This is a genomic window from Pseudomonas sp. MWU12-2020 (assembly GCF_023100605.1).
GTDB classification, from domain to species: domain Bacteria; phylum Pseudomonadota; class Gammaproteobacteria; order Pseudomonadales; family Pseudomonadaceae; genus Aquipseudomonas; species Aquipseudomonas fluorescens_H.
In genome coordinates, this window is the sequence record NZ_JALMEX010000001.1 from 825,556 (window position 1) to 850,200 (window position 24,645).

General features: G+C 59.2%; 25 protein-coding genes. 9 read left to right on the top strand and 16 right to left on the bottom strand.

The window, feature by feature from the left end; genetic code table 11:
- Positions 1-7: 7 nt before the first annotated feature.
- From M0814_RS03950 to galE, 3 genes are all read right to left on the bottom strand, one after another.
- Positions 8-1,069, bottom strand: coding sequence for a polysaccharide biosynthesis/export family protein (locus M0814_RS03950; RefSeq protein WP_003226526.1), 1,062 nt, complete (start codon positions 1,067-1,069; stop codon positions 8-10).
- Between the two features lie 144 nt (positions 1,070-1,213).
- On the bottom strand, positions 1,214-1,450 hold the full coding sequence (locus M0814_RS03955) for a hypothetical protein (RefSeq protein WP_003226528.1): 237 nt from the start codon (positions 1,448-1,450) through the stop codon (positions 1,214-1,216).
- A gap of 231 nt (positions 1,451-1,681) precedes the next feature.
- Positions 1,682-2,698 carry a UDP-glucose 4-epimerase GalE gene (gene galE / locus M0814_RS03960; protein WP_103484262.1) on the bottom strand — a complete coding sequence of 339 codons (1,017 nt, stop codon included), beginning with the start codon at positions 2,696-2,698 and terminating at the stop codon, positions 1,682-1,684.
- A 389-nt stretch (positions 2,699-3,087) separates the two neighbouring features.
- Here galE and galU point away from each other — a divergent pair, with 389 nt between their 5' ends.
- Together galU and M0814_RS03970 are read left to right on the top strand one after the other, a co-directional pair.
- Positions 3,088-3,921 carry a UTP--glucose-1-phosphate uridylyltransferase GalU gene (gene galU / locus M0814_RS03965; protein WP_103484261.1) on the top strand — a complete coding sequence of 278 codons (834 nt, stop codon included), beginning with the start codon at positions 3,088-3,090 and terminating at the stop codon, positions 3,919-3,921.
- A gap of 38 nt (positions 3,922-3,959) precedes the next feature.
- Positions 3,960-4,364: a mannose-1-phosphate guanylyltransferase gene (locus tag M0814_RS03970; protein ID WP_103520632.1), complete on the top strand. Its 405-nt coding sequence runs from the start codon at positions 3,960-3,962 to the stop codon at positions 4,362-4,364.
- Positions 4,365-4,447: 83 nt separating this feature from the next.
- Here M0814_RS03970 and M0814_RS03975 read toward each other — a convergent pair whose 3' ends face one another.
- From M0814_RS03975 to M0814_RS04010, 8 genes are all read right to left on the bottom strand, one after another.
- Positions 4,448-5,587: a GDSL-type esterase/lipase family protein gene (locus M0814_RS03975; protein ID WP_103485773.1), complete on the bottom strand. Its 1,140-nt coding sequence runs from the start codon at positions 5,585-5,587 to the stop codon at positions 4,448-4,450.
- Between the two features lie 110 nt (positions 5,588-5,697).
- The gene (locus M0814_RS03980) at positions 5,698-6,741 is read right to left on the bottom strand and encodes an acyltransferase (protein ID WP_103485774.1); all 1,044 of its coding nucleotides are present in this window, start codon (positions 6,739-6,741) and stop codon (positions 5,698-5,700) included.
- Positions 6,742-6,753: 12 nt separating this feature from the next.
- Complete coding sequence (locus M0814_RS03985; RefSeq protein WP_003226536.1) at positions 6,754-7,857, bottom strand: hypothetical protein; 1,104 nt, start codon at positions 7,855-7,857, stop codon at positions 6,754-6,756.
- Positions 7,848-9,077, bottom strand: coding sequence for a polysaccharide biosynthesis C-terminal domain-containing protein (locus M0814_RS03990; protein WP_103485775.1), 1,230 nt, complete (start codon positions 9,075-9,077; stop codon positions 7,848-7,850). Before M0814_RS03990 ends, M0814_RS03985 begins: the two co-directional genes overlap by 10 nt.
- A complete protein-coding gene (locus M0814_RS03995) occupies positions 9,074-10,186 on the bottom strand; it encodes a polysaccharide pyruvyl transferase family protein (RefSeq protein WP_103485776.1) in 1,113 nt (370 codons plus the stop codon). The genes M0814_RS03990 and M0814_RS03995 overlap by 4 nt, the downstream gene beginning before the upstream one ends.
- A gap of 15 nt (positions 10,187-10,201) precedes the next feature.
- Positions 10,202-11,284, bottom strand: a complete 1,083-nt coding sequence (locus M0814_RS04000) for a glycosyltransferase (protein ID WP_103485777.1) — start codon at positions 11,282-11,284, stop codon at positions 10,202-10,204.
- A 41-nt stretch (positions 11,285-11,325) separates the two neighbouring features.
- Entirely contained in the window at positions 11,326-13,554 is a 2,229-nt protein-coding gene (locus M0814_RS04005) for a polysaccharide biosynthesis tyrosine autokinase (RefSeq protein ID WP_103485778.1), read from the bottom strand.
- A gap of 38 nt (positions 13,555-13,592) precedes the next feature.
- A complete protein-coding gene (locus M0814_RS04010) occupies positions 13,593-14,033 on the bottom strand; it encodes a low molecular weight protein-tyrosine-phosphatase (RefSeq protein WP_003226547.1) in 441 nt (146 codons plus the stop codon).
- A 291-nt stretch (positions 14,034-14,324) separates the two neighbouring features.
- On the opposite strand from M0814_RS04010, the gene M0814_RS04015 reads away from it, so the two are divergent.
- The gene (locus tag M0814_RS04015; protein ID WP_103485779.1) at positions 14,325-15,275 is read left to right on the top strand and encodes a glycosyl hydrolase family 5; all 951 of its coding nucleotides are present in this window, start codon (positions 14,325-14,327) and stop codon (positions 15,273-15,275) included.
- A gap of 207 nt (positions 15,276-15,482) precedes the next feature.
- Positions 15,483-16,409: a transaldolase gene (gene tal, locus M0814_RS04020; protein WP_003226550.1), complete on the top strand. Its 927-nt coding sequence runs from the start codon at positions 15,483-15,485 to the stop codon at positions 16,407-16,409.
- Between the two features lie 216 nt (positions 16,410-16,625).
- Here the strand turns inward: tal and rssC are convergent, their stop codons facing one another.
- Both rssC and rssB read right to left on the bottom strand, forming a co-directional pair.
- Positions 16,626-17,108, bottom strand: a complete 483-nt coding sequence (rssC, locus tag M0814_RS04025) for an anti-sigma factor antagonist RssC (RefSeq protein ID WP_003226553.1) — start codon at positions 17,106-17,108, stop codon at positions 16,626-16,628.
- A complete protein-coding gene (gene rssB / locus M0814_RS04030; RefSeq protein ID WP_003226555.1) occupies positions 17,105-18,289 on the bottom strand; it encodes a two-component system response regulator RssB in 1,185 nt (394 codons plus the stop codon). Before rssB ends, rssC begins: the two co-directional genes overlap by 4 nt.
- Positions 18,290-18,563: 274 nt before the next feature.
- Here rssB and M0814_RS04035 point away from each other — a divergent pair, with 274 nt between their 5' ends.
- On the top strand, positions 18,564-18,863 hold the full coding sequence (locus tag M0814_RS04035) for a PilZ domain-containing protein (RefSeq protein WP_003226557.1): 300 nt from the start codon (positions 18,564-18,566) through the stop codon (positions 18,861-18,863).
- Positions 18,864-18,916: 53 nt separating this feature from the next.
- On the opposite strand, the gene M0814_RS04040 is transcribed toward M0814_RS04035, so the two are convergent.
- A complete protein-coding gene (locus M0814_RS04040; protein WP_103485780.1) occupies positions 18,917-19,606 on the bottom strand; it encodes a VacJ family lipoprotein in 690 nt (229 codons plus the stop codon).
- A gap of 195 nt (positions 19,607-19,801) precedes the next feature.
- Between M0814_RS04040 and M0814_RS04045 the strand changes: the two genes are divergently transcribed.
- Both M0814_RS04045 and M0814_RS04050 read left to right on the top strand, forming a co-directional pair.
- Positions 19,802-20,422 (top strand): hypothetical protein, encoded by a 621-nt coding sequence (locus tag M0814_RS04045; RefSeq protein WP_003226562.1) that lies wholly within the window; start codon positions 19,802-19,804, stop codon positions 20,420-20,422.
- A 109-nt stretch (positions 20,423-20,531) separates the two neighbouring features.
- Positions 20,532-20,795, top strand: a complete 264-nt coding sequence (locus tag M0814_RS04050; RefSeq protein WP_103485781.1) for a DUF4404 family protein — start codon at positions 20,532-20,534, stop codon at positions 20,793-20,795.
- Positions 20,796-20,971: 176 nt separating this feature from the next.
- On the opposite strand, the gene queF is transcribed toward M0814_RS04050, so the two are convergent.
- Together queF and M0814_RS04060 are read right to left on the bottom strand one after the other, a co-directional pair.
- Positions 20,972-21,802, bottom strand: a complete 831-nt coding sequence (gene queF, locus M0814_RS04055) for an NADPH-dependent 7-cyano-7-deazaguanine reductase QueF (RefSeq protein ID WP_003226566.1) — start codon at positions 21,800-21,802, stop codon at positions 20,972-20,974.
- 61 nt (positions 21,803-21,863) lie between these two features.
- Entirely contained in the window at positions 21,864-22,397 is a 534-nt protein-coding gene (locus M0814_RS04060) for a cupredoxin family protein (RefSeq protein WP_103485782.1), read from the bottom strand.
- Positions 22,398-22,551: 154 nt separating this feature from the next.
- Here M0814_RS04060 and M0814_RS04065 point away from each other — a divergent pair, with 154 nt between their 5' ends.
- Complete coding sequence (locus tag M0814_RS04065; protein ID WP_103485783.1) at positions 22,552-23,232, top strand: heavy metal response regulator transcription factor; 681 nt, start codon at positions 22,552-22,554, stop codon at positions 23,230-23,232.
- The gene (locus M0814_RS04070) at positions 23,232-24,581 is read left to right on the top strand and encodes a heavy metal sensor histidine kinase (RefSeq protein ID WP_103485784.1); all 1,350 of its coding nucleotides are present in this window, start codon (positions 23,232-23,234) and stop codon (positions 24,579-24,581) included. The genes M0814_RS04065 and M0814_RS04070 overlap by 1 nt, the downstream gene beginning before the upstream one ends.
- The last annotated feature ends 64 nt before the right edge of the window (positions 24,582-24,645 follow it).

The following is a 24,645-nucleotide window of genomic DNA, read 5'->3' on the forward strand; positions in this document are numbered from 1 at the left end:
GTCGGCCTTATTTGCTGTTGTTACTGAATTCGCTCCAGTTCTTCGCAGCGGAAGCCCCGGTCCCGACAATCGATGCCGACGGCACCAGTTGGCTGATGAAGCGGTTCCAGCGCGTGACGTTGGCCGGGCCGACGTACACCACATCCTGGGGACGCACTTCAAAGTGCGAAGCGAGTGCCATGGCGGTCGGCGACTGGGCTTCCAGTTGATAGATCTTCGCCGGCTCGACATCGAGGTTTTCCACCCCGCGAATCACGTACACCGCGTTACCGTTGGAAGTGGTCTGGCTCAAGCCGCCGACCGAACCGAGTACGTCGGAGAGGTTCATCGTCGCGGTCTTGAAGCTCAGCGCACGGGGCTGATTGACTTCGCCCATGACGTAAATGCGCTTGTTGTCGTTGTACGGCAGATAGAGCTGGTCGCCGCCCTTGAGAAAGACGTGCTGCAACTCGGAATCCTGATGGTTCAGCGAGTCGAGATTGAGCGGATACACCCGGCCATTGCGGGTCAGCAACAGGCCCGACAGATCGGCGTTGTTGGTGTCGATACCGGCAGTACCGAGGGCTTCGACCACGCTCAACGGGTTGGTGGAAATCGGCTGCGGGCCGGCCTTGGCCACGGCGCCCGAGACCACCACTTTCTGACTGGCGAAACGCAGCACCGCGACATCCACTTGCGGCTCGGCGATGAACGCCGACAGGCGGGATTCGATGTCCGCACGCAACTGTTGAATAGTCTTGCCGGCCGCCTGCACTTCCTTGATGAACGGGTAGTACAGCGTGCCATCGGAGCGCACCAGTCGACCGTTGGCGTCGATCTGCTGTTGTGCCCCGGATGGCGCGGTCAGCTCCGGGTGATCCCAGACCGTGATGTACAGCACATCGTTGCTGCCGATGCGGTATTCCGCCGGCGTCGCCAACAATTCCGCCGGCACCGTCTCACGCTTTTGCGTGGCGCGGGTCATCGAGATCAGCTTGGGCGTGATCGGAATCAGCTCGACCCGACTGCTTTCGCTGGCGCCCTGGCGCGTGATGTCGCCGGTGCTCAGGTATTGGCCGGGGGAAAACATGCAACCTTGCAAAGCGATACTTGCCAACAGCAAAAGAGAAAAACTACGAGTCATAATGGCACTACGCTATTCAAGGGCGAATCTAAAAACAAAGTCACCCGACTTGCGTCGGGCGACCCTGTACTGCACTAACAAATGTTCCTGTTAGTTGTGCGTGCCGGTTGTACCGGTGGTACCCGTAGTACCGGTGGTACCGCCGTTGGCACTTCCACCACTGTTGGACGCCGCCACTGCACTGGCAACCATTGCCGTACTGGCAGCAGGCGCGGTAGAAGCCGCGACACTGCCAGATACATTGGTCACCGCAGTAAGCGGCGCTTCAGCAGCGGACGCCCAGTTGCTCAACATCGTCAACAGGGCAATCGCCATCACTTTTTTCATATCAACTCCTTTCTAACATTCGGCCTGTTAAAAACCGGCCTGTGTTAGCGGTGGTAGCGTTCAAGTCCGCAAAATGCGCGAACAAGATCCGTCGTTCTTTCACAGTCTTACCCAACTGATAAAAGTCGAACGGCAGGTTTATATCTACGGACATGCAAAAGGCATTTCCAGCGTATTTTCCCGACGATATCTAACAGCTGACCGAAACTAACATTCAGTATTAGAACGACATCATTCGAGATAACCGCGCGGATGATTGGATTGCCAGCGCCAAGTGTCGGTGACCATGTCCTGCAAACTGCGCGTGGCTTTCCAGCCGAGCTCTTTGGCAGCCTTGGACGCGTCGGCCCAGCTCTCGGCAATGTCACCGCTGCGACGCGGCATCACCCGGTACGGCACTGGTCGCCCGCTGGCTTGTTCGAAAGCGTGCAGTACTTGCATCACGCTGTAGCCGTCGCCGGTGCCAAGGTTCCAGGTGTGAATGCCCGGGCGTCCGGCAATCGACTGCAAGGCCTTCAGATGGCCATCGGCGAGGTCGACGACGTGGATGTAATCGCGCACCCCGGTGCCATCGATGGTCGGGTAATCGTCGCCGAAGATCGATAACTCCTGCAGGCTGCCGACCGCGACCTGGCTGATGTAAGGAAGCAGGTTATTGGGGATGCCGCTGGGGTCTTCGCCCATATGCCCGCTGTGATGCGCACCGATCGGGTTGAAGTAACGCAGCAAGGCGATGCTCCAGCGCGGCTCGGCCTGACTCAGGTCGCGCAGCACGTTCTCGACGATCAGCTTGGATTGACCATAAGGATTGGTCGGAATGCCGGTGGGGAAATCCTCGCGGATCGGCATCTGTTCAGGCTCGCCGTACACCGTGGCCGACGAGCTGAACACCAGCCGGAACACGCCCGCTGCGGCCATCGCCTGACACAAGGTGATGCTGCCGCCGACGTTGTTTTCGTAGTAATCCAGCGGCTTGCGCACGCTCTCGCCGACGGCCTTGAGCCCGGCAAAATGCAGCACCGCGTCGATTTGATGCTCGCGGAAAATCCGGTCGAGCAACGCCCGGTCGCAGACATCGCCACGAATCATCAGCGCGCTTTTGCCGCAAATACCTTCTATCGCGTGCAGTGCCGCATCGCTGCTGTTGCAAAGATTATCCAGTACAACAACTTCATAACCTGCTTCAAGCAGCGCAAGTGTGGTGTGCGAGCCGATATAGCCGGCACCACCCGTTACCAGAATCTTCATAGCGCGGTCCGTCATTGGATAAGTGACAAGTAGCGTGTCAAGTCCCTTTTATTCAATCTGTGGCGCACCACACAAATAAGGACGACAACAGCCTCAAACAAAATTGGTTCAACCACTGGCAATAAATATTTTTGCAGGTCAAACTGTATTGCCCGGTACTTATTAGCACCCCAAGTACACTCATCACTATCAACAGATACCGACTAAAAATAACTAATAACGTTGTTACCGACATCTCATAACATTGTCATGTTTTAGCCTTCGCGCTAATTGCCATTAACAACCTGACTCAGGTATTAAAGTACTCGTTCAATAATCATTGAAACTTGTGCGCCTTCGTAAGTGTGCGCATCCGTTGCCTGTGTTCCATGACTGTCCAGGATACTTTTATGATTCGTAAATGTTTGTTCCCCGCTGCCGGTTACGGCACGCGTTTCTTGCCGGCGACCAAAGCCATGCCGAAAGAGATGCTGCCGATCGTCAACAAACCGTTGATCGAATACGCCGTTGAAGAAGCACGGGACGCCGGCCTGCAACACATGGCCATCGTCACCGGTCGGGGCAAGCGTGCGCTGGAAGACCACTTCGATATCAGCTACGAACTCGAACACCAGATTCGCGGCACCGAGAAAGAAAAATTCCTCGCCGGTACCCGCGAACTGATCGACACCTGCACCTTCTCCTACACCCGTCAGGTGGAAATGAAGGGCCTCGGTCACGCGATTCTCAGCGGCCGCCCGTTGATCGGCGATGAACCCTTTGCCGTGGTGCTGGCCGACGACTTGTGCCTGAACCTGGAAGGTGACGGCGTGCTGTCGCAGATGATCCAGCTGTACAAGAAATTCCGCTGCTCGATCGTCGCCATCCAGGAAGTCCCGGCTGACCAGACCCACAAGTACGGGGTGATCGCCGGCGAGCTGATGTCCGACGGCATCTATCGGGTCAATAACATGGTGGAGAAACCCGCGCCGCAGGATGCCCCGTCGAACCTGGCGATCATCGGCCGCTACATCCTCACCCCGGACATCTTCGACCTGATCGCCGACACCCAACCGGGCAAGGGCGGCGAGATCCAGATCACCGACGCGCTGATGAAACAGGCGCAGAACGGTTGCGTGCTGGCCTACAAGTTCAAGGGCCTGCGCTTCGACTGCGGCGACGCCGAGGGTTACCTGCAGGCGACCAACTTCTGCTACGACAACGTTTACCTCAAGGGCCGCTGAGACGGCTCCCGCCCACTTCTCTTTTCAGGAGGCAACCCATGAACATGGCACAGCATGCAGCAGAGATTGAACGGGAGGTGGGCAACCTCGGGGCGGTGAGTTGGCTGCCACGCCATCAGCCGTTGCCCAGCGCCAACGAGTCGTGGCTGGGCAGCATTCTGCTGGTGGAGCGCATCGGCATGTTTCCGGCGTCCGGCGACATTCGCCGAGCGCTGGCGGATCCCTACCCCCTGCTCGCCCATCTGAAACAACGCTATGCCGAGCAGGCGCTGGAAATGGATGACCGTGATGGGTTGAAAGTGATCTTCAGCGACTGGCGCTTCCGCGTACGCCTGTGCTGCAACGAGCCGGCGATCATCATCAATGTCGAGACGCGGTGTGCGACGCAGTTGATGCCGCAGAAGACTGCCGAGCTCCTGAGCCAAATAGACCAATTCCAATAAACGCTCCCCCTGTAGGAGCTGCGGCACGCTGCGATCTTTTGATCTTGTTTTTAAGATCAAAAGATCGCAGCGTGCCGCAGCTCCTACATAGGTTTGGTGGGGTCGCAACTGTCCGCGTTGATGCCACTGACAATCCAGCGATAGAAGTAATCGGCAATCACCTTCCCGCCCGTGGCCGGCTGCGGATGAATCCTGTCCGGCCCGATCATCGCCGCCGCATAGCGTTTGACGTCAGGGCCGAACGCACATTGCAGATTGGCAAAGCCCAACTGCTGCTCATGCGCCCACGGTTGCAGGACTTGCGCATACGCTGACATCGGATAGGCACTGGAACGCGTGGTGTCCTGACGCATGATCAGGTTGATGCTCGCCGCCGGTTGAATCTCGCGGATCATCGCCACCAAGCCCTGAACGTTGTGCAGGTACTGTTCGGGTTTGACCCCGAAGCCCTGATCGTTGCCGCCGAGCATGATCAGGTAAACGTCGGCGGGAATCTTCGACACGACAGCTTTCCACTGCACCTGCCATTGCGGGTCCTGGTGATAGAAATCCGCCGATGCCGCGCCCGATGCCGCCAGTTTCGAGACCCGCACGCCGTGCTGATCGTTGCTCAGCCACAGGCCAAACAAGGTCGGCGCGCCCTTCACCACTTCCAGTTTGAATGACCAGTCTGCCGCCGAAGAGAGACCTGCGAGCGGTACTTCCTGTACGCCTGCCCCTTCAAGTTTCAAGGGCTGCCAGTCTTGCGCGGGCGTCCAACGGTAACGCAGCTCACTGGGCTCGCCGCTGCCCAGGTAGAGCAGGTTCGCCTGAGTGACTTTGGTGTCGATGGCGGGTGTCGGACTGGCATCGATTTGCAGCCAGGCGCCGGGTTTGCCGGTCACCGTGCGGCTGTCGGGGCTGGCCTGGCCAAGGCCGGACACTTGCCAGCCACCACCGAAAAATTTTTCGCTGCTGCGGGTGTATTTGAAGTGCGTGCCACCAAGCGCCGCGCCATGGTTGAAACCGACATAACCGGGGCCGGCAAAACCGACCTCGCCGGCCACGCGCTGCACCAGTTTGTTCAGATAAAAATTCTGCCCGGCGCTGTAGCTGTCGCCGATCACCGAGACCGACAACACCCTCCCGGCCTTACCTTCGCGCCACTGCGCAAAGCGCTCGCGGGCATCGCCCACTTCCACCACCGACGCCGCGACGGGCTGAGCGTCATCTACTGCCAACATGCGTTATTTCCTTCAGTCTGGAATGGCCCCTTCGCGAGCAAGCCCGCTCCCACATTGGATCTCGGCAACTCACACAATCCCTGTGGGAGCGGGCTTGCTCGCGAAGCTTTTCAGCTATTGGCCGGCACCACTGGAGTAACGCCAACCGCTGGCTTCTTCTTCGCCGCACGTTCCCCGAGAAACAGCACCGAAGTGACATTGAAGCGGCTGAAAATCATCGACAACACCACCGGCCCCAACAAGCCGAACAGCACGCCGCTGAGCACCAGAATGCTTTCGTCTTTTATCCCCAGCCGCCCCATGACAAACCGTGAAGTCGCGGCGAACAGCACGTGGAACAGGAAGATCGCGTAAGAGTAGCCGCCCAGCCAGGTCAGCCACTTCGAGCGCATGTCACTCGACAGCAAGGCGATGCAGGACACGCAGCCCACGGTCAGACCGATCAGGCTGCGGCGGTCAACGATCAGCTCGCGATCAATCGCCGCCACGTACAGCAGCGTCAGCGAGATCAACACAAACACCAGCGGCCCGATCACCTTGAACCGCTGCTTCAGCGCCTCGACATTTTCCTGGCCGATCATCCCCGCCACAAAAAACGGCAGCAGGTAAATCGCCCCATTGATGCCGAACGCATCAAGCTTGAACGGTGGCAACAGAAACACCGCCGCAGCGAACCCGAACAGCAGGTACAAGCGCGTCATCGAGCGCAGCAGCCCGCGCCATTCGAGCAGCCCGACAAACATGAAAATGATGAACACCGCCTGCAGGAACCAGAAGTGATTGACCGGCACCCAGAACGACAACAACGCATCGATCACACCCACGTCCTTGTTCACCCCCGGCCCCACCGCCTGCAACACCGAGAACGGCACGCCGACGCAAAACAGCGGCACGATCAGCCGCCGCACCTTGCCGCTGAAGAATGCGGAAAAGTCATTGCCGCGAATTTTGTAGATCGAATAGATGTAGCCGGAAATGAAGGTGAACAGCGGCATGCGCACGTACACCATCGAGTCGGCGATGACGCGGAACGGCGAGCCGAGATCGATCTTCAAGCCCCCGCCCAACGGGCCGATGACGTGATAGAGCACCAGCAGCAGGCACGCCAGGCCACGCAGGGTTTCGATCTCCAGCGATTTTTTCTTGCTCGACATACAGCACCCGCCTTAATTCAGAACTCTTGATTCAACCCGCACCGGTTTGTTGGCGCGCAACATCAAACCCAGGCCGACAAACAACACCGGCACCACCATGGAAAAGTGCCGGGCGAAGGAACCGAAGTCCGGCTCGAACAAACCCTGCACCAGCAGGAAAGCCAGCGGAATCGCGATCAGTTCCTTGGGTTTGGTCTCGATCGGCGCGCCTTTGTAATCGGTGGAAGTGATGACTTTGAACAGCAGCAGCGCGGTCATGATCATCAACGCGACGAAGATCACCTGGCCCGGCCCGGACAACAGAATCAGCTCCACCGGGAACGACAGGCGGAAAAAAATGATCATCGAGTCCAACGCCTGCGAGACAAAGTCGCTGCCGCTGAGCCACGAGACGATCAGCGATTTCGAACCCTCCTCCCCCGCCGTACGCAACTCGTTGTTGCTGGCGCGAATCGACGACACCGGAAACCCCAGCGCCAGCTGAATCGCCATGGCCACCGCCAGATAAAACAGAAACAGCATCAGGAAGAAGGTGAAGCGCGACACGTACTTCTTCATCACGCAGACGCCGACCCACGACAACGAAAACAGAATCCAGTAAGGCCGGATCAGCACGCCGTAGATCACCGCCGACAAAAAAAATCCGCCACGATATTTACGCGTCAGCGAGCTGAACAAAATGCTCAGCACCGCCACCGAAACGATGATTTCCTTGGTCAGGTTTTCCAGAAAAAACGAGCGCACAATCCCCCACAGACACAGGGTGCCGAAGATCGCCAGCGGCATGCGGCGGAACACCACCACCGGAATCGCCGTGAGGAAGAAATTGCAGAACATCCCGTAGGCCCAGGCGTTGGTCAGGTTGATCCCGGTGGGCCGCAGTAGGAACGCCGAACACTCATAGGAGGAGCGATCCGGCGAGAACGGGTTCCAGAAATTGCAGTTGTCGGCGCGCGCATAGGACGACCACAACGTCATCGCATCCGGGCCCGGAGCACGGGGGATCAACAGCGGCATCGCCACCGACAGAAACAGCCCGGTGAACAGAATCAGGAACGACAGCGAGGAATCGAGTTTGCGTCCGCGAAACTCGATGCACGGCAACTTCAACCCCATGCCAGCGCCCCTTTTACACGGGTCGCCCGAGTCAACACGGCAATCACCCCGAGCTGGACGATGATCGCGAAGACATTGCCCCACGCCGCGCCATAAATCGAATAGTGCTTGATCAGCAGGTAGCTGACCGGAACCGACACCAGCAGGCAGATCGCCGCGCTGGCGAATGACACTCGACTGTTTTTCGAAGCGATCAGACCGCCCCAGACGATGTCGCCAATGGCCCGCAGGGCAAAGGAAAAGATCAGCACACCGAGGATCGCGTTATCCGGACGCGGCACGCTGGTGGCGACGTAGTCGAGCACCACGTTGAAGAACAGGAAAATCAGCACCGCCACCGCCGCCGAAACCAGCAGCGAGCGCATCACCCACTTGTTGACGAACAAATGCCTGACCGTAAACGCCTGCTGATCCGCCTGAAACCGCTTGGCCAGCACCGGAATACCGACCACCGCCACCACCGCGTAGGACAGCGCTTGCAAAGTGTTCGCCGCCGACCACGCGTACACGTATTTACCGAGATTGGCATACGGTTCGAGATCGGCAATCAGGAAGCGCTCGGCGTACTGACTCAGCGCGATCAGCCCCGTACCGAAGTAGAACGGCAACCCGGCCTTCCACACGGTCGCCGTGGTCAGCGCCGCGCTGACCCGGCCCTTGTGCACGCTCACCACAATCAGGTAACCGGCGATGATCACCAGCACGTTGGCGGCCACCCACAGCCACAGCACACTGGCGATGCTGGACACCCAGTCGAGCATCATCCCGCCCACCGCCAGCAGCGCCCAGAGGCCAGTCTTGATGAAAAACAGCAGCGCGCCCGCCGTGGCTTTCTGCGCGGAAAACACGAACGAATTGATCTCAAACGACAGGTGTTCGGTGAGCAGCACCAGCGTCACGCAAAGAATCAACGCGGTGCCCGCCTCGACCTGCTGGAACAGCGAGTAAATCTCCACTGTCAGCAGCGACAGCAGCAGCCCCACCGCCAGATACAGCAGCAGGACTTTGTCGACCACCCGCCGCGAACTGCCGCCGACGCTGATCAGCCGATTGATCTCGGAACTGAAACCGACGCTGTAGAACTTCGAGGCGATCAACGAAGCCGCGACCACCACCCCGTAAAACCCCAACGCTTCGTAGCCCAGGTAATGGGTGATGGCCAACACCAGCAAGAACTTCGCGCCTAACGCTCCGCCGCGAAGCAGCAACCGAAATATCATCGAACGACGCCTTTGATGATCTCGTCCATGGCCACGGTTTTTGCCTCGATCTCGCGGCAGGTGTCGGTCAGGCGTTTACCAAAGTTCGACAGCGCGTTCGGCGCGTAAACGGTGTCGATGATCTGCTCGACATCGATGTCGCCGCCATTGATCACCCAGTCTTCCACGCCCATGTCCTGATAGGCGCCAAAGCCTTTGCGTTCATAGCTGATGTGGTACGCCGGGACACCGGACAGCAGCGACTCGATGGCGCCGTGCAGACGCACCGAAATCACCAGATCCGGCTGATATTGGGCAATCGTCGCCTTCAACGACAGCAGGTCTTCGGTGATGCCCAGTTCGCGATAGAACGCACCGTCATCGTTGCCGCGAACGGCGCTCTGCACGGCGCAGACCACTTTGCTTTTGTTCTTCAGGCGCTGCAGCAGCAACTTCAGGTTGGCGACGTAGGCGATCTTCTTTTCCTTGCTCCACTCCGGCGGTTTGCGCAGCACCACGCACACGGTGGCCGGCGACGCGGCGCAGCGGGTGAACTTGGGTTGCTGAAGAATCTTGCTGGCCAACGACTGCACCGCCAGATCCGGCGCGCGGTAGACGTTTTCGCAGGCATCGAACATCGCCGAGGAACGGTTATCGCGCACGAACACCGCATCGGCGCTGGCGTAGTGTTCGACGATCTTGCGGCTCTCGCCATGGAACGGCCCGATGCTTTGCGGCAGGTACACCGACGGCACCTTGCTGAGAATCGCCGTTTCCAGTTGCTTGGCGTGGCCCAGTTTCAGCTTGATGTGTTCGAAGGCACTTTTCGAGCGCATGTAGCCGCCACCGACGCCGACGATCAGATCAGTCTTGCGCAACAGATCCGCCAGCCCGGCATACGACTGATTGAGGAACACCGCCTGCTTGACCCGGCCCAGCCCCTTGGCCGCCATCACCGGTGCGTCGAAACGCGGGTGCGGCAAGTAGGCGAAAGACTGCGGATCGGACGCCACGACATTGATCGCGGTGTCGTCGCCAAAGTTGCGCTGCACCAACGCGATGGCCAGATCGACGAGCAGGCCGTCACCGGAGTTGGACGCACTGTAGCCATGCAAAATCGTTACGTTCATAAGCTTGAGTTCTACTTAATAAGTGGGAGCGCAATACACGTCGTAGGTCTGGCGGATCATCAGCGCGGCGCTGAAACGCTCGCGCACGATGTTCCGGCCCTCGCTGCCGAGGTCGAGCAACCGCGGCTTCTGGATTCGCGCCAGCACATCGGCCAGCGCCTGGTGATCACCGGTAGGAAAGACGTAGCCGGACACTTCATGGGTGACCAGTTCGGGCAGCGACGTGCAGTTGCTGGCAATCACCGGCAAGCCCATGGCCATGCCTTCCAGCGGCACCATGGCGAAGCCTTCCCAGCGACTCGGGACGATCAGCGCGTCGGCCTGTTGATACAGCGCCTGCACCTCGGCCGGGGTGACCCACGGCAGGTACTCGACGGCGTCCATCTGCGGACACTCGACCTTGTCCTCGTTGACCGCACTGCCGACCACCGTCAGCTTCAGATCGCTGCGTTGCACCTTGGCGAAGGCCTTGAGCAACACGTCGAAACCTTTCTGGTAGTCGAGACGACCGACGAACAACAGATGAATCGGCGCGGGGCTCTCGACCTTCGGCGCCTCGTCACGCTGATGAATGCCGTTGTAGATCAGTTTCATGCGCTTGCGCTGAATGCCGAACCGCGCGGCCTTGTCCATCTCGTAGCGGCTGACGCAGATGATCACGTCGGTCACCCGCTGCAGGACGCGCTCGATCCACGCGTAGAGCTTCTGCTTGGTCGGCGAGCTTTCCATCAGGAACGAAAAGGCGTGCGGGCAGTAGACGATTTTCGGCTTGCGCCACGGTCGCAGAAGCACGCAGACCACGCGGCCGATCACCCCGGAAAAAGTGCTGTGCAAATGCACCACGTCGGGTTTTTCCTTGAGCATCACTCGGGTCAGTTGCCAGGCAAAACGCAGCAGCGAACGCACATCGCGCCCGCTGCGTTCGAACGTGCGAATCTGCTGCTCATCGATACCGTGCAGCTCTTTTTTCTGGTCGAGCGGCACCAGATAGACCAGCTCGTAATTCGAGTCCTGGCCTTCGGGAGAGGCCGAGATGGTGCGGATAACGGTGGCGACCCCACCTTTTATCGTTTCAGCCACGTGCAGTATTTTCTTCACAACCCACCCACTTCCTTGCATGTAAGGACAATCGCTGACACTCAGGATTTGTCGGACGCGTATTCGTAGTTGTAGTAACCGTAGTTGCCGTTGCCGTAGTAACTGGCGGCGCGCTTCTCGACGCCGTTGAACACCGCGCCCTTGAGCTCGATGCCGTTCTGCGCGAAGCGGCGAATGGTCATTTCGATCTCTTTGGCCGGGTTCACCGCAAACCGCGTGACGATCAGGCTGATCCCGGCTTCACGCCCGACAATCGCCGCGTCCGTCACCGCCAGCAGTGGCGGTGTATCGATGATCACCACGTCGTAGCGCTGACTCAGCTCGGCGAGCAGATCGCGGAAGTTGGCGTGCATCAGCAGCTCGGAAGGATTGGGTGGAACCTGGCCACGGCTGATGAAATGCAGGTTGTCGATTTCCACCTTATTGATCGCCTGCTCGATGCTGCAGCGCTTGACCAGCAGGTCCGACAGACCATTGGCGATCGGAACATTCAGCGTCTTGTGCAGGTGGCCCTTGCGCATGTCGGCGTCGATCAGCAACACGCGCTGACCGCTTTGCGCCATGACCGCTGCGAGGTTGGACGAGACGAAGGTCTTGCCGACCTGCGGGCTGGGACCGGAGATCATGATGCGGTTGTTGGTCGAATCCAGCGCGGCGAAATGCAGGCAGGTGCGCAGGCTGCGAATCGACTCGATGGACAAGTCGGTCGGGTTGCGCAGCGCCAGCAGATAGGCCGGTGTTTCGGCGGTGATTTTGGCCCGTACTTTTTTGCTGTCTTCTTCCCGTTGCAGCGTGCTGTAGGGAATCGAGGCGTACACCGGCAGCCCGAGCTGTTCGATGGCTTCCGGGCCTTCCAGACCTTTGCTCAGGGATTTGCGCAACAGCACCAGCGCCACACCGAGAAAGGCGCCGAGGAACGTCGCGATCAACACGATCAGGGCTTTTTTCGGTTTGACCGGACTGCTCAGGTCGACATCCGCCGGATCGATCAGGCGCACATTGCCCACCGCACCGGCGCGAACGATGTCCAGCTCCTGGGATTTGTTCAGCAACTGCGTGTAGATCTGCGAAGCGACTTCCACATCGCGGGTCAGGTTGAGCAGTTCCTGTTGCGTGGCCGGCAGATCACCGACCTTGCCTTCCAGCGATTTCTGCTGCTGGGTCAATTCGCCAATCTGCGACATCAGCGCGCGATACGCCGGATGCTGCTTGGTGAACTTGCGATCCATTTCCGCCTGTTGCATTTTCAGCTCGGAAATCCGCGTTTCCAGCGCCACGGATTGACCCAGCACCGATTGGGTTTCCAGGGAAATGTTCACGGTCTTGCCACGGGTCTGATACGCGTTGAGCGCATCGCTGGCCTTGGCCAGATCACGCTTGACCTGCGGCAACTGGCTTTGCAGGAACGCCAGGCTTTGCGCCGCTTCCGCCGAGGTGCGACGCACGTTCTGATCGACGTACAGCGCGGCGATCTTGTTGAGGATCTTCACTGCCTCGGCGGCATCGGAACTGGCCAGCGCCAGGCGAATAATCCCCGACTCCTTGCCTTGCTCGGAAATATCCAGCGCATCCTGGTAACCCTGGATGGTCACGATCCGTGGATAGCGCACCACTTCAAAGCGTGTGCCGGGGTTGGCTTGCAGGCGTTCGATCAAACCCTCGACGCCGTCCTGGGCGAAGGCTTCGCCGGCGACGCCCTCGACCAGCAGGTTGTCGTTGTCATCGAGCAATTGGAAGTGTTGTTGTTCGCCAGCCACCAGGGTGAGCTTCTTGCCCAACAGTTCTTTGGGCAGATTGAGCCGGGTAAACTCCAGACGCTCGCCGCCCCAGGCGTAGCTGTTGAGGCCAAAACGCGGCGGCGCCACGCTGAATTCGGTTTCGCCGCGATAACGCCGGGCGAGAAAACCGCCGATGACCGGGAAGGTGTTGGGGGTGACGTCGATGTCCAGGCGCAGGTCATCGACGGTTTTGCCGATCACCGCGCGGGACTTGATGATGCCGATTTCGGTCACCGACGGCGATTGCCCGCCGAGCATGCTGCTGAGGTCGGAAAAGCCGAGCATGTCGTTCTTTTTCGGTTCGACCTGAACCAGCGCGTTCGCCAGGTACACCGGCGTCGCCAATACCGCATAGGCAACACCTGCGGCCATGAAGGCACCGGTGAATGCACCGATCAGCCATTTCTGGTCGATCAAACTGCCGAATATACCCAGAAGATCAATACTGTCTTGATCGTTATCACGGTTGGCGATTACTGACGGTAACTGCATAAGTCTTTCTTACCATTCACTGATCTGAAGAATATTCATCAATGTCCGAGGCGCTGCGCCCACGAGCTAACAGCATCTTCAATCAATGCATGGGCATGAATAAAAGCGGCCTTACCTTGACGATACGGATCCTGTATTTCTCTTTCGCTCTGCCACTTGCCAAGAAGAAACACTTTGCCTCGAGCGTGCGAGGCAATCTTCAGTACCTGATTCACATGTTGTTTTTCCATGACCAGAATCAGGTCTGATTCATTGACGATATCGGCGGTCAATTGCCGGGCCTGGAAGCCCTCCGCGCTGTGCCCGTGGTCTTCCAGCACCTGGCGCGCCGACGCTTCCATGCCTTCACCAACCCGCGCCGCGAGGCCTGCGGAAGTCACAGAGATGGTTGAGGGGGTCAGCGCGTTACGCAGCAGAAGTTCTGCTGTCGGACTTCGGCAAATATTGCCAACGCACACGACAAGGATCTTTTTGAACAAGGTTTACATTCCTGTGTAATATCATTCTGCCAACATCTAGAGCGGATCTTAATGAACCCACTAGATCATTCTGCACTCAGAAATAGATTCGCCCTGTCAGTACCAGTGTATTAAGTACCACAGCGCCAAAAGTCGCCAAAATAGAATTACCGGACTAAAAATAACTGTGATTTTCAGGTCTGGTTTTCCTGACAAAAAATAACATTGGCGCACTTAGTGCCAATGTTAGTTTCGAAGCAGTTATCACGAGATACCTTTTCGCCGTTGTCATTTCTCACCTGGAGAACCGACATGAAGTCAGCCCATCTCAAACACCTGAGCGCCCTGACCCTGTTACTGCTGGCGGCAACCGGCGAGAGTCAGGCCAATGAACTGTTCCCGGCATTACCCACCAACAAGACCATCGGAGTTCAGGTCAAAGTCCAGACCTTCTCCGCTGCCGACGCCGAGCGCGTCAAAGCCACCGGATTCAGTTTCGTGCGTTTTGGCGTATGGACTGACAGCCTGCCCAGCGCGGCCTACCAGAAGCAGATCAGCGATGCCTTCGCCGTGGCCCGCGCAGCCGGTCTGCCGGTGCTGATGACCCTGCGCGCGACCAAGCCGTTACCGGCCAATGATCTGGCGAACGCGGGGGTCGCGTATGCCAACGCGCTGACCAGCCTGGCAGCGACCTATGGCTCACAACTGGTCGCAGTCGAGCTGTGGAATGAGCCGGACCTCGACACCTACTGGCCGACCGGCAATTTCGATACGACGTTCGTGCCGTTCATGAGCGCGGCGTGCAAAACCCTGCAGGACAAGCCGCAAGCCATCCCGGTGATCGGTTTTGGCTTTGCCCGCCCGCCGACTGCCGGCTCGGCGTCCACCGTGGCACTCAACCGAATTGTCAGCGAATACCCCAAATGCCTCAGCGCGGTTTCCTACCATCCCTATGGCATGACCGGCACACAGATCAGCAACGCCCAGACGTTTATCCAGCAGAACTTCCATCTGCCGGGGGTGATCAGCGAATGGGGTATCTCGGCGCTCCCCTCCAACGGCGGCACCGAAGGCCAAGCCAGTAAAATCAGTGCATTCGTGGCCGATATCAAAACCCGCAACATTGCCCTGACCTCGATTTACGAATGGAAAAACAGCGACACCGGCAGCAATGACCGCGAGAAGAACTTCGGTCTGCTGACCGCCGACGGCCAGCCGAAACCGGCGGAAACAGCGGTCAAAACCCAACTGAGCCAGCAATAACCTCCATTGATGTGCCCAAGGGGCGCTGGCCGTCAGTTGCTTTGAACCTGTGACCGCTTTTGGCATCGTATTCATCGATACCGCGCCCCGCCCATCAAGCAGCCGTTCTCAGGTTGTTGCCAGCGGGGCCTCCGATACGCCCGGATACCCTTGAGTGACTGTCAGCGCTCGGGTAATGTCGTCAAACCCACAGGACAGAGCACACCCATGACTTCCAAGCTGGAACAACTCAAACAGATGACCACCGTGGTTGCCGACACCGGCGACTTCGAAGCGATCGCCCGGGTCAAGCCGGTCGACGCCACCACCAACCCTTCCCTGCTGCTCAAGGCAGCCGCCATCCCGGCTTACGCCGAGCTGCTGAACGCCTGCGTCAGCGACTGCAAGGGCGATGTGGGCCTGGCCAGCGACCGTTTTGGCGTCGCCGTCGGCCAGGAAATCCTCAAAGTGATCCCGGGCCGGATTTCCACCGAAGTGGATGCGCGCCTGTCGTTCGACCAGGACGCCGTGCTCAAGCGTGCACATCGCCTGATCGAACTGTACGACAAGGCCGGCATCGGCCGTGACCGCGTGCTGATCAAGATCGCTTCGACCTGGGAAGGCATCCGCGCAGCGGAGATCCTCGAGAAGGAAGGCATCCAGACCAACCTGACCCTGCTGTTCTCCTTCGCTCAGGCTGCCGCTTGCGCTGACGCCGGGGTATTCCTGATCTCGCCGTTCGTGGGCCGCATCTATGACTGGTACAAGAAGGCCAACGGCAACGACTACACCGGCGCCGATGATCCGGGCGTACAGTCGGTCACTCGCATCTACAACTACTACAAGGCCAATGACTACAAGACCGTGGTCATGGGCGCCAGCTTCCGTAATCTGAGCCAGATCGAGCAACTGGCCGGTTGCGACCGTCTGACCATCAGCCCGGACCTGATCGACAAGCTCGCGGCAGACACCGGCAAACTGGAGCGCAAACTCGCTCCTGGCCACGCTGGCGAAGCCCGCCTGATCCTGAACGAAGCACAGTTCCGCTGGCTGTCCAACGAAGACGCGATGGCCACCGAGAAACTGGCTGAGGGCATCCGTCAGTTTGCCCGTGACCAGGAGAAGCTTGAGGCGCTGCTGCAGGCCAAGCTGTGATCTGAGTCGCTGAAATGCAAAAAGGGCGAACCCGGTTGGGTTCGCCCTTTTTATTTATGCTGCGCGGGAGGATGCATCGTCTGAACTGACGCCTTCGCGAGCAAGCCCGCTCCTACAGGGTCAGGTGTGGAATGAAGATCTCGGGTTCACTCAATCACTGTGGGAGCGGGCTTGCTCGCGAAGAGGCCGGAACAAACACCCTCCCCCCCTAGGGAATCAGTGTCTTTCGAGGGCATTCACCAGATCATGGAAGGCTTCACGATTGGAGTCGTTCAGGCCCATGAGGATCTTGTGCGCTTCGAGCACCTTGATCCGCACCACTTCTTCGGACTGATCCTGATCCGGCAGATCGTCCAGGCACTCGGGGCAAGGCACCGGGTGGTTGACGATGTTGAACACCTGCTCGAAGCCCATCGATTGCAGCAGGCGGGTGATGTCTTCGTGGGTGGTGACGACGGTCGGCAGCAGGCCGACCTTTTGCCGCGACAGGATCGACAGTTTGGCCAGCAGACCGAGGGTGGTGCTGTCGATGCTACGGGTTTCGGTCAAATCGATCACGATCGCGTTGAAATTCAACGCGGTGAAGATTTTCTCAATAGTCGCATCCAACGCCGAACACAGGGTCAGGCGAACTTCACCGACGAACTTCAGGACGAAGGTGCCGTCCTGCTCGGCGAACTGGATTCTACCGGTACTCATTGAAGATTCCTGCTCAACACCAACAGGGCGATATCATCCGGCATCTCCCCTAGCGTGGCCAATTCAAACACTTGCCGCAGACCATCCAGGCTGCCGCCCGCCGCCTTCACCCGTTGAGGCAAAGCAGCTTCTTTTTCCTTGAGCGTCGGTTCTGGCAACAGATCCAGAATGCCGTCGGACATCAGCGTCAGGCTGAAAGTCGGAGGCAGCTCAAGCACGTGATCTTCGTAGGTGGCCTCATTGAACAAGCCCACCGGCAAACCGCGGCCTTCGAGGTAACGAACACTGTCAGGCGTGTACAACACAGGCAACGGCAGATGGCCGCCGATGCTATAGGTCAACAAACCGGTCTCCTCGTCGATGACTCCACCGACCATTGTGACGTGCTTGCCCAGCTTACAGCTGATCAGCCCCCGGTTGATATGACCAAGCACTTCCGAAGGCTTGAATTCCGGCAACGTGCCGTTGCGCTTGGACTCGAACAGCAAGCGCGTGGTCATGAACTTCAGCAGCACGGTGACGAACGCTGAAGAGGCGCCATGGCCCGAGACGTCGGCCAGGTAGAATGCCACCCGACGCTCGTCGACGCGGAAGTAATCGACAAAATCACCCGACAGGTACAGCGACGGGATGATCTGGTGAGCAAACTGAAATTCGTCAATGCGCCACGGGCTTTCCGGCAGCATGTTCATCTGCACCTGGCGACCGGCATTCTGGTCTTCCTGGAGCAGGTTCAGGCTGGCTTCGAGCTCGCGGTTGGCCTTCTCCAGCTTCTCGCGGTAGCGCTGGTTCTCCAGCAGCAGGCGCGCACGATCAAGCGCTCGACGCACCGAGTGCTCGAGCACGGCCAGGTCTTCGAGAGGCTTGATCAGGTAGTCAGCTGCACCCAGGCGCAGCGCCTCGACCGCGTCGTTCATCACGCCGGCCCCCGAAACGACGATCATCGGCGTTTGCGGTGACCGCTCGGTGACCTGACGGATGAATTCGAGACCGCCCATCTGCGGCATGCGCAGATCGCAGATGACCAGGTCGGGCTTGTCTTGCTCGAATACCTGAAGACCCTGTTGGCCGTTGCTGGCCTGCAGGACGCTGAAACCACTGTCTTCCAAATAGGCCGCGAGGCTCGCGCGCACTACTTCGTCATCATCGATTATCAGCAGCGTGGCACTGGTTTTTGGCATGTGGGCAAACGGCGCCAGAATTAGGTTGGCGTAGCAGGCGGGGCATCGGCCCGGCTCAGACTACTGGATTCGCTTTCTAGCCTCTCTGCTGCACCGCTTTCGAGCACTGAGCCGGAACGCGATTGCACCAGAGGTGCCCTTCTAAGGCGCAGACGGTACTCCCATCCGCGGGGCGTTTCAAGCATGCGCCGATGGTCGCTTGACGACTTTACTTGTCAAATCACCGAGAGTTATAAGAACAGCTCAAACCGTAACCCAATGGAAGGTCAAAGCCATGAGTCAAACCGGTCGGGACTACAGCGAAAAGCGCGATTTCATCCGCATGCGGGTCGATGCCGATGTGGTGTTGATTCATGAAGGGGATCAGGTGTCGGGCGTGTGCATCGACCTCTCCAGCAGTGGCATGCAGGTTGAAGCACCGCGCCAGTTCGCGGTCGGCGACCGCTTGAGCGTGCGCATCGACTCCGAGCACGCGGCGCTGAGCGGACTGGAGGCCGAGACTGAAGTGGTCTGGGTCAAGCCCCAGGACGGTGACAGCCAGAAACTCGGTCTGACCATTCTGAAGATGAAATAAGCGCACACAAAAAAGGCGGCCTCAAGAGGCCGCCTTCTGGTCATGGATCGACATTAAAAATCGTCTACGACCTTACCATCCTTGACCTTGAACTCGCGGTTCTGCAGGTAGGCGTTGCGGATGAAGGTGTATTTGTCGCCGCTGATCAGCTTCTCGCTCGACAGCAGGCTGGCGCGGGTGTCGACGATGTTCAGGCCAAACGTCGAGTTACGCACCGGGATGTCGTTGATGTAGCGATACGGAGCGGTGTAGCTGTCGACGTACTTCGACGGTGCGTCACGCAGGGTGCTAGGGCCGAGCAACGGCAGCATCACATACGGACCGCTGCCAACGCCCCAGTAACCGAGAGTCTGACCGAAGTCTTCGTCGCTGCGATGCAGGCCCATTTTCGTGCCGACGTCGAAGAAGCCCAGCAGGCCGAAGGTGGTGTTGAAAATGATACGCGCGGTATCGACACCGGCTGCTGCCGGTTTGGCCTGCAGAATGTTGTTCGCCAGGTTGGTGACATCACCGACGTTGCGGAACATGTTGTGGATGCCGTCCTCGAGGAACTGCGGCGTCACGTACTCGTAGCCCTGCGCCAGCGGCTTGAGCGCGTAGGTGTCGACGAAGTCGTTGAACTGGAAGATCGGGCGGTTGACGCTTTCCCAAGGGTCTTCTTCCGTTGCGGCGTTGGCGGCGAACGGAACCAGCAAGACGCTGGCACATACACATAGCTGAGCGAGAGGATTGCTCCAGCGCATAGAAAAACTCCTTGGATTTTTACTGGCGCGGGCACCCGGGCCCAGGCGTTAAGACCGCTAGTATAAGCGCAAAAGCCGTTTTGGGCAGTCTACCAATGAAGAGTCGTGTAGGACCTTTCCAAGCCCCCTTCACACGCCTGTCATCCAACTGTCACCGCCGTCCCCTAGCCTCATGACTATTTCAGGGACGTTGCCATGACACACGCTGAAGCCTTGCCTGTCGCCGCGCCCGGTCTGACCGCCGTGCTGTTCGGACTCAGTGGCTGTCTGGTGGATTTCGGTGCCCGCGCCCATCAACACGCCAGCGTACTGCCCGAACAGGCCGACGCCACGCCTGGCGCCCTCGACAGCCTGCTCAGCCTGCAGCGCCAGCAGATTCCCTGTGCGTGGATCGATGAACTGCCCCCGGCCCTCGCGCAACCGCTGGCGGCCTCGCTGCCGGGTTGGATCAAACCGACGCAATATTCAGCAACAATCAATCCATGGCCAGCGCCGAACGCCTGCTGGCAGGCGCTGATGGGGTTGAACGTCAGCCGTCTGGATGGCTGCGTGCTGGTCAGCGGCGAGCCACGCCTGCTGCAATCGGGCCTCAACGCCGGGTTGTGGACCATTGGCCTGGCGTCCTGCGGCTCGTTGTGTGGCCTGGCGCCGAGCGAGTGGCAAGCCTTGAGCCAGAAGGAGCGCGAGCAGTTGCGCGGCAAGGCGACCATGCAGTTGTTTGGTCTCGGCGTGCACTCGGTGATCGATCATCTGGGCGAACTCGACACTTGCCTGGCCGACATCAGCCTGCGCCGCCTCAAAGGCGAAAAGCCCTGACCGGGATCATGCAGGTTGCAGCAGAGTGGATTAATCTAAAGGTCAGCCATAGACCTTTGGCGCGCGGCTGCGGTCAATGCCAGTGCCTATAGATAAAAGGAACCACACCATGCCCGCCCGTGAACTTCAAGAACAGCTCAATACCCTGCGCGAGCAACTGGAGCAGAATCCGCCGTTGTCCGAAGCCGAGCGTGAAGATCTGCGTGCGCTGATGGCGCAGATTGAATCGGAAATCAAACTGGAAACTGCCACTCAGGACGCGAGCATCGCCGACGGTGTGAACCTGGCGGTGGAACGCTTCGAAGTCGAACACCCGGCCATTGCCGGCACCCTGCGCAATATCGTCAATGCGCTAGGCAGCATGGGGATCTGATTCCCCTCCCCCGAAATGCAAAAAGCCCTGCCAGTGATGGCAGGGCTTTTTCATCGGTGCGATTTGAAACGCAGTCCCTTGTAGGAGTGAGCCTGCTCGCGATTGCGGTGTACAGTCGACATCCAAGTTGAATGTCAGTCCGCTATCGCGAGCAGGCTCACTCCTACAGGGGTTATTTATTGACGCACCAGGCGATGGTTCGGCAGTTGTACCGCTTCAGTGCTGCGATACGGGTTGATATCCAGCCCACCCCGACGCACATAGCGCGCAAACACCGTCAGCTTCTCTGGCTTCAGCAAACGTTGCAGGTCGAGGAAGATCCGCTCCACGCACTGTTCGTGGAAGTCCGAATGCTGGCGGAAACTGACGATGTACTCCAGCAGGCTCGCGTGATCCAGCGCCGCGCCGCGATATTCGACTACCACGCTGCCCCAGTCCGGCTGACTGGTCACCGGGCAATTGGATTTGAGCAGATGGCTGTGCACGCTCTCTTCGACAATCCGCGAATCATCGCAACGCAGCAGTTCCGGACGCGGATGCTCATAGTTGCTGACGCTGATATCCAGATCGTCGATGCACACGCCCGGCAACGCCACGACGCCTTCGGCTTCGACATCTTTCAGGCTGCGCACGCGCACGCCGACCGGTTTGCCGGCAGCGGCCGACAAGTCCTTGACCAGCGTCGCTTCCAGGCTGGCGATGTCGGCAAACGGCGTCTGGTTCAGCGAGTTCAGGTACAGCTTGAACGACTTCGATTCGATGATGTTCGGCGAATCCGCCGGAATGCTGAATTCACCGATCGCCACCACCGGTTTGCCCGATGGCAACAACCACGACAGTTCAAAGCAGTTCCAGAAATCCACGCCTTTGTACGGCAGGGTTTCGGCGGTCAGGCCCAGCTCGGCCCATTTCGCGGTACGCGGAATCGGGAACAGCAGGGACGGCGTGTAAGTGGCGATGTATTCGCTGGATTTGCCCAGCGGCGAATGTTCGGCTGCGGGATGCATGGCGGAAACCTGACTGAAGAATCAGCGGATTCTATCAGCCTTTGCGCCCGCCTTTGAGTGCTTACTGACTGACAGTCAGTTTGCCGACCATGCCTGCCTGGTAGTGACCGGGAATATTGCAGGCAAATTCCAGGCTGGTGGCTTTGCTGAAGGTCCAGGTCAGCTCAGCGGTCTTGCCCGGCTCGATCAGCACGCTGTTGGGGTCGTCGTGCTTCATGCCGTGGTCCATGCTGCCGTGATTCATGCCGGCCATGTCGTGGGACATTTCTTTCATGCCGGTAGGCGTGAGCATGCCGCTTTGCTGCATCTGCAACATTTCCTGCTGATGCCTGGCATGCATCGCCGCGTCGCCGAGGTTGAATTCGTGCAGCAACTGGCCTTTATTCACCAGCACAAAGCGAACCGTCTCACCGGCCTTGACCTGAATCGCCTTCGGCTCGAACGACATGTCGTTCAGCACCACCTCGATGCTGCGGCTGGCCTGGGCCGCCGGGGCCGGCTGGCCGAAGTCATAGCTGTGCGCGGGTGCGGCCCAGACAGGTGAACTCAGCGCCAGCAAACAGGCGGCGACGGCCAGAGGGTTGCGCAAAAACATAGTCATACTCCAACAAGAAAAGGTTCAGCCTGTGGGAAACTCTAGCCCGCCCGCGCTGGCAGCTACCTGACAGACAGATTACAACTTTGTCAGGTTGGCGCCTGTCGCCTGCTCTCACGGTATAACGCTTTCGTTTCTACAACCCGAGCCGCCCATGAAACTGCTGATCGTCGAAGACCAACCGAAAACCGGCCACTATCTGCGCCAGGGCCTGACCGAGGCCGGGTTCAACACAGAGCTGGTGGCAGACGGCAACAGCGGTCAGCAACTGGCCTTGAGCGGTGATTATGCGCTGCTGATCCTCGACGTGATGCTGCCCGAGCGCAGCGGTTGGCAGATCCTGCATGCGGTGCGCACTGCCGGCCTCGACACGCCGGTACTGTTTCTGACCGCCAAAGATGCCGTCGAGGATCGGGTTCACGGCCTCGAACTCGGCGCCGACGATTATCTGGTCAAACCCTTCGCCTTCTCCGAACTGCTGGCCCGGGTGCGCAGCCTGCTGCGCCGGGGCAGCGCCCTGCCCCAGGAAACCAGCCTGCAACTGGCCGATCTGCGTCTGGACCTGATCCGCCGCCGGGTCGAACGCAGCGGTCAGCGCATCGACCTGACCGCAAAGGAGTTCGCACTGTTGGAAATGCTCCTGCGCCGTCAGGGTGAAGTGCTGCCGAAATCGCTGATTGCCTCGCAAGTCTGGGACATGAACTTCGACAGCGACACCAACGTGATCGAAGTGGCGATCCGGCGCCTGCGCCTGAAGATCGACGATGACTTCCCCAACAAACTGATCCACACCGTGCGCGGCATGGGTTACGTGCTTGAAGAGCGCCCTGCCTGATGCCTCGCCTGTCCCTGAGTTCGCGTCTGGCCTTGCTGTTTGCCGCCTGCACCGCCGTGGTCTCGCTGTTCGCCGGGGTGCTGTTCAACCGCGCCAGCGAGGCGCACTTCATTGAGCTCGACCAGCAATTGCTCGACGGCAAGCTGATCGGTTTGCGCCGTGCCTTGCAGGATGTTCAGGCCAGCGAGAGTGAAACGCGGCTGGCCGATGAACTCAGCCGGCAGGCCGATCTTTCGCTGCGCATCACCGGGGCCGATGGCCAGCGCTGGTACGACAGCTCGATCAAGGTGCCACCGGATTTGCCGCAACAGCCCGGCCTGTCGACCATCAGCAATGACGGCATAGACTATCGCGTGCTCAATGCCCCGCTCTACCCGGACAAACCCGATACGCCCCAACTGACACTGCTGCTGGACATCACCCATCACCAGCACTTTCTGCAACGCATGCAGCACCTGATCTGGCTGACCGTCGGGTTGTCGGCGCTGGCCACCGCGCTGCTCGGCGCCTGGGCTGCACGCAGCGGCTTGCGTCCGCTGCGGCGCATGAGTGCAGTGGCGCGTGGGATTTCTGCGAATTCGCTCAATGCCCGACTGCCGGAAGCGCAAATGCCCCCAGAACTTGCGGAAATGGCCCACAGCTTCAACGCCATGCTCGGACGCCTCGACGACTCGTTTCAACGGCTGTCGGCGTTCTCAGCCGACATCGCCCATGAACTGCGCACACCGCTGTCGAACCTGCTGACCCACACTCAGGTCACCCTCACCCGCCCGCGACCGATCGAGGATTACCGCGAAGCCCTGCACAGCAATCTCGAAGAACTGCAATGGATGGCGCAACTGGTCAATGACATGCTTTATCTGGCCAAGGCTGACCACGGTTTGCTGATGCCCAAGCGTGAGGCGCTGGAACTGGCGGATGAGAGCGATGTGCTGCTGGAGTTTTTTGCGCCATTGGCCGAGGACGCCGGGGTGACGCTGAGCCGCGAAGGTCATGCGCGCATGGAAGGTGATCGCAATATGTTGCGCCGGGCCTTGTCGAATCTGCTGGACAACGCGCTGCGCTTTACTCCGACGACAGGCAGCGTGCGCTTGTCCATCGTCGATCAGCCGCACAGGGTGCAGGTGTCGGTGGAGAACAGTGGCGAAGGCATTTCAACAGAACTGTTGCCACGGCTGTTTGACCGGTTTTATCGGGCGGATCCGGCGCGGCAGGAAGGCAGCAGTGAGCATGCTGGGTTGGGGTTGGCGATTACCCAATCGATCGTCCGCGCGCATGGAGGGCAGATTCATTGCGAATCGGCTGCGGGGTGGACGCGGTTTGTGATTGAGTTGCCCAAGGGAGTTTGAGGCCAGCAGGTCCGGCCCCTTCGCGAGCAGGCTCGCTCCCACAATTGGAATGCATTTCCCTGTG

Excerpts from the sequence above, each read along its gene's own strand:
- M0814_RS03990 (WP_103485775.1), bottom strand. The coding sequence starts at position 9,077 with ATGATATTTCGGTTGCTGCTTCGCGGCGGAGCGTTAGGCGCGAAGTTC.
- M0814_RS04070 (WP_103485784.1), top strand. The coding sequence starts at position 23,232 with ATGCCTCGCCTGTCCCTGAGTTCGCGTCTGGCCTTGCTGTTTGCCGCC.
- M0814_RS04015 (WP_103485779.1), top strand. The coding sequence starts at position 14,325 with ATGAAGTCAGCCCATCTCAAACACCTGAGCGCCCTGACCCTGTTACTG.
- M0814_RS04005 (WP_103485778.1), bottom strand. The coding sequence starts at position 13,554 with ATGCAGTTACCGTCAGTAATCGCCAACCGTGATAACGATCAAGACAGT.
- M0814_RS03970 (WP_103520632.1), top strand. The coding sequence starts at position 3,960 with ATGAACATGGCACAGCATGCAGCAGAGATTGAACGGGAGGTGGGCAAC.
- M0814_RS04050 (WP_103485781.1), top strand. The coding sequence starts at position 20,532 with ATGCCCGCCCGTGAACTTCAAGAACAGCTCAATACCCTGCGCGAGCAA.
- M0814_RS04065 (WP_103485783.1), top strand. The coding sequence starts at position 22,552 with ATGAAACTGCTGATCGTCGAAGACCAACCGAAAACCGGCCACTATCTG.
- rssC (WP_003226553.1), bottom strand. The coding sequence starts at position 17,108 with ATGAGTACCGGTAGAATCCAGTTCGCCGAGCAGGACGGCACCTTCGTC.
- M0814_RS04040 (WP_103485780.1), bottom strand. The coding sequence starts at position 19,606 with ATGCGCTGGAGCAATCCTCTCGCTCAGCTATGTGTATGTGCCAGCGTC.
- M0814_RS03985 (WP_003226536.1), bottom strand. The coding sequence starts at position 7,857 with ATGGGGTTGAAGTTGCCGTGCATCGAGTTTCGCGGACGCAAACTCGAT.
- tal (WP_003226550.1), top strand. The coding sequence starts at position 15,483 with ATGACTTCCAAGCTGGAACAACTCAAACAGATGACCACCGTGGTTGCC.
- M0814_RS03950 (WP_003226526.1), bottom strand. The coding sequence starts at position 1,069 with ATGTTTTCCCCCGGCCAATACCTGAGCACCGGCGACATCACGCGCCAG.
- M0814_RS03955 (WP_003226528.1), bottom strand. The coding sequence starts at position 1,450 with ATGAAAAAAGTGATGGCGATTGCCCTGTTGACGATGTTGAGCAACTGG.
- M0814_RS04045 (WP_003226562.1), top strand. The coding sequence starts at position 19,802 with ATGACACACGCTGAAGCCTTGCCTGTCGCCGCGCCCGGTCTGACCGCC.
- M0814_RS03975 (WP_103485773.1), bottom strand. The coding sequence starts at position 5,587 with ATGTTGGCAGTAGATGACGCTCAGCCCGTCGCGGCGTCGGTGGTGGAA.
- M0814_RS03995 (WP_103485776.1), bottom strand. The coding sequence starts at position 10,186 with ATGAACGTAACGATTTTGCATGGCTACAGTGCGTCCAACTCCGGTGAC.
- rssB (WP_003226555.1), bottom strand. The coding sequence starts at position 18,289 with ATGCCAAAAACCAGTGCCACGCTGCTGATAATCGATGATGACGAAGTA.
- queF (WP_003226566.1), bottom strand. The coding sequence starts at position 21,802 with ATGCATCCCGCAGCCGAACATTCGCCGCTGGGCAAATCCAGCGAATAC.
- M0814_RS03980 (WP_103485774.1), bottom strand. The coding sequence starts at position 6,741 with ATGTCGAGCAAGAAAAAATCGCTGGAGATCGAAACCCTGCGTGGCCTG.
- M0814_RS04060 (WP_103485782.1), bottom strand. The coding sequence starts at position 22,397 with ATGTTTTTGCGCAACCCTCTGGCCGTCGCCGCCTGTTTGCTGGCGCTG.
- galE (WP_103484262.1), bottom strand. The coding sequence starts at position 2,698 with ATGAAGATTCTGGTAACGGGTGGTGCCGGCTATATCGGCTCGCACACC.
- galU (WP_103484261.1), top strand. The coding sequence starts at position 3,088 with ATGATTCGTAAATGTTTGTTCCCCGCTGCCGGTTACGGCACGCGTTTC.
- M0814_RS04035 (WP_003226557.1), top strand. The coding sequence starts at position 18,564 with ATGAGTCAAACCGGTCGGGACTACAGCGAAAAGCGCGATTTCATCCGC.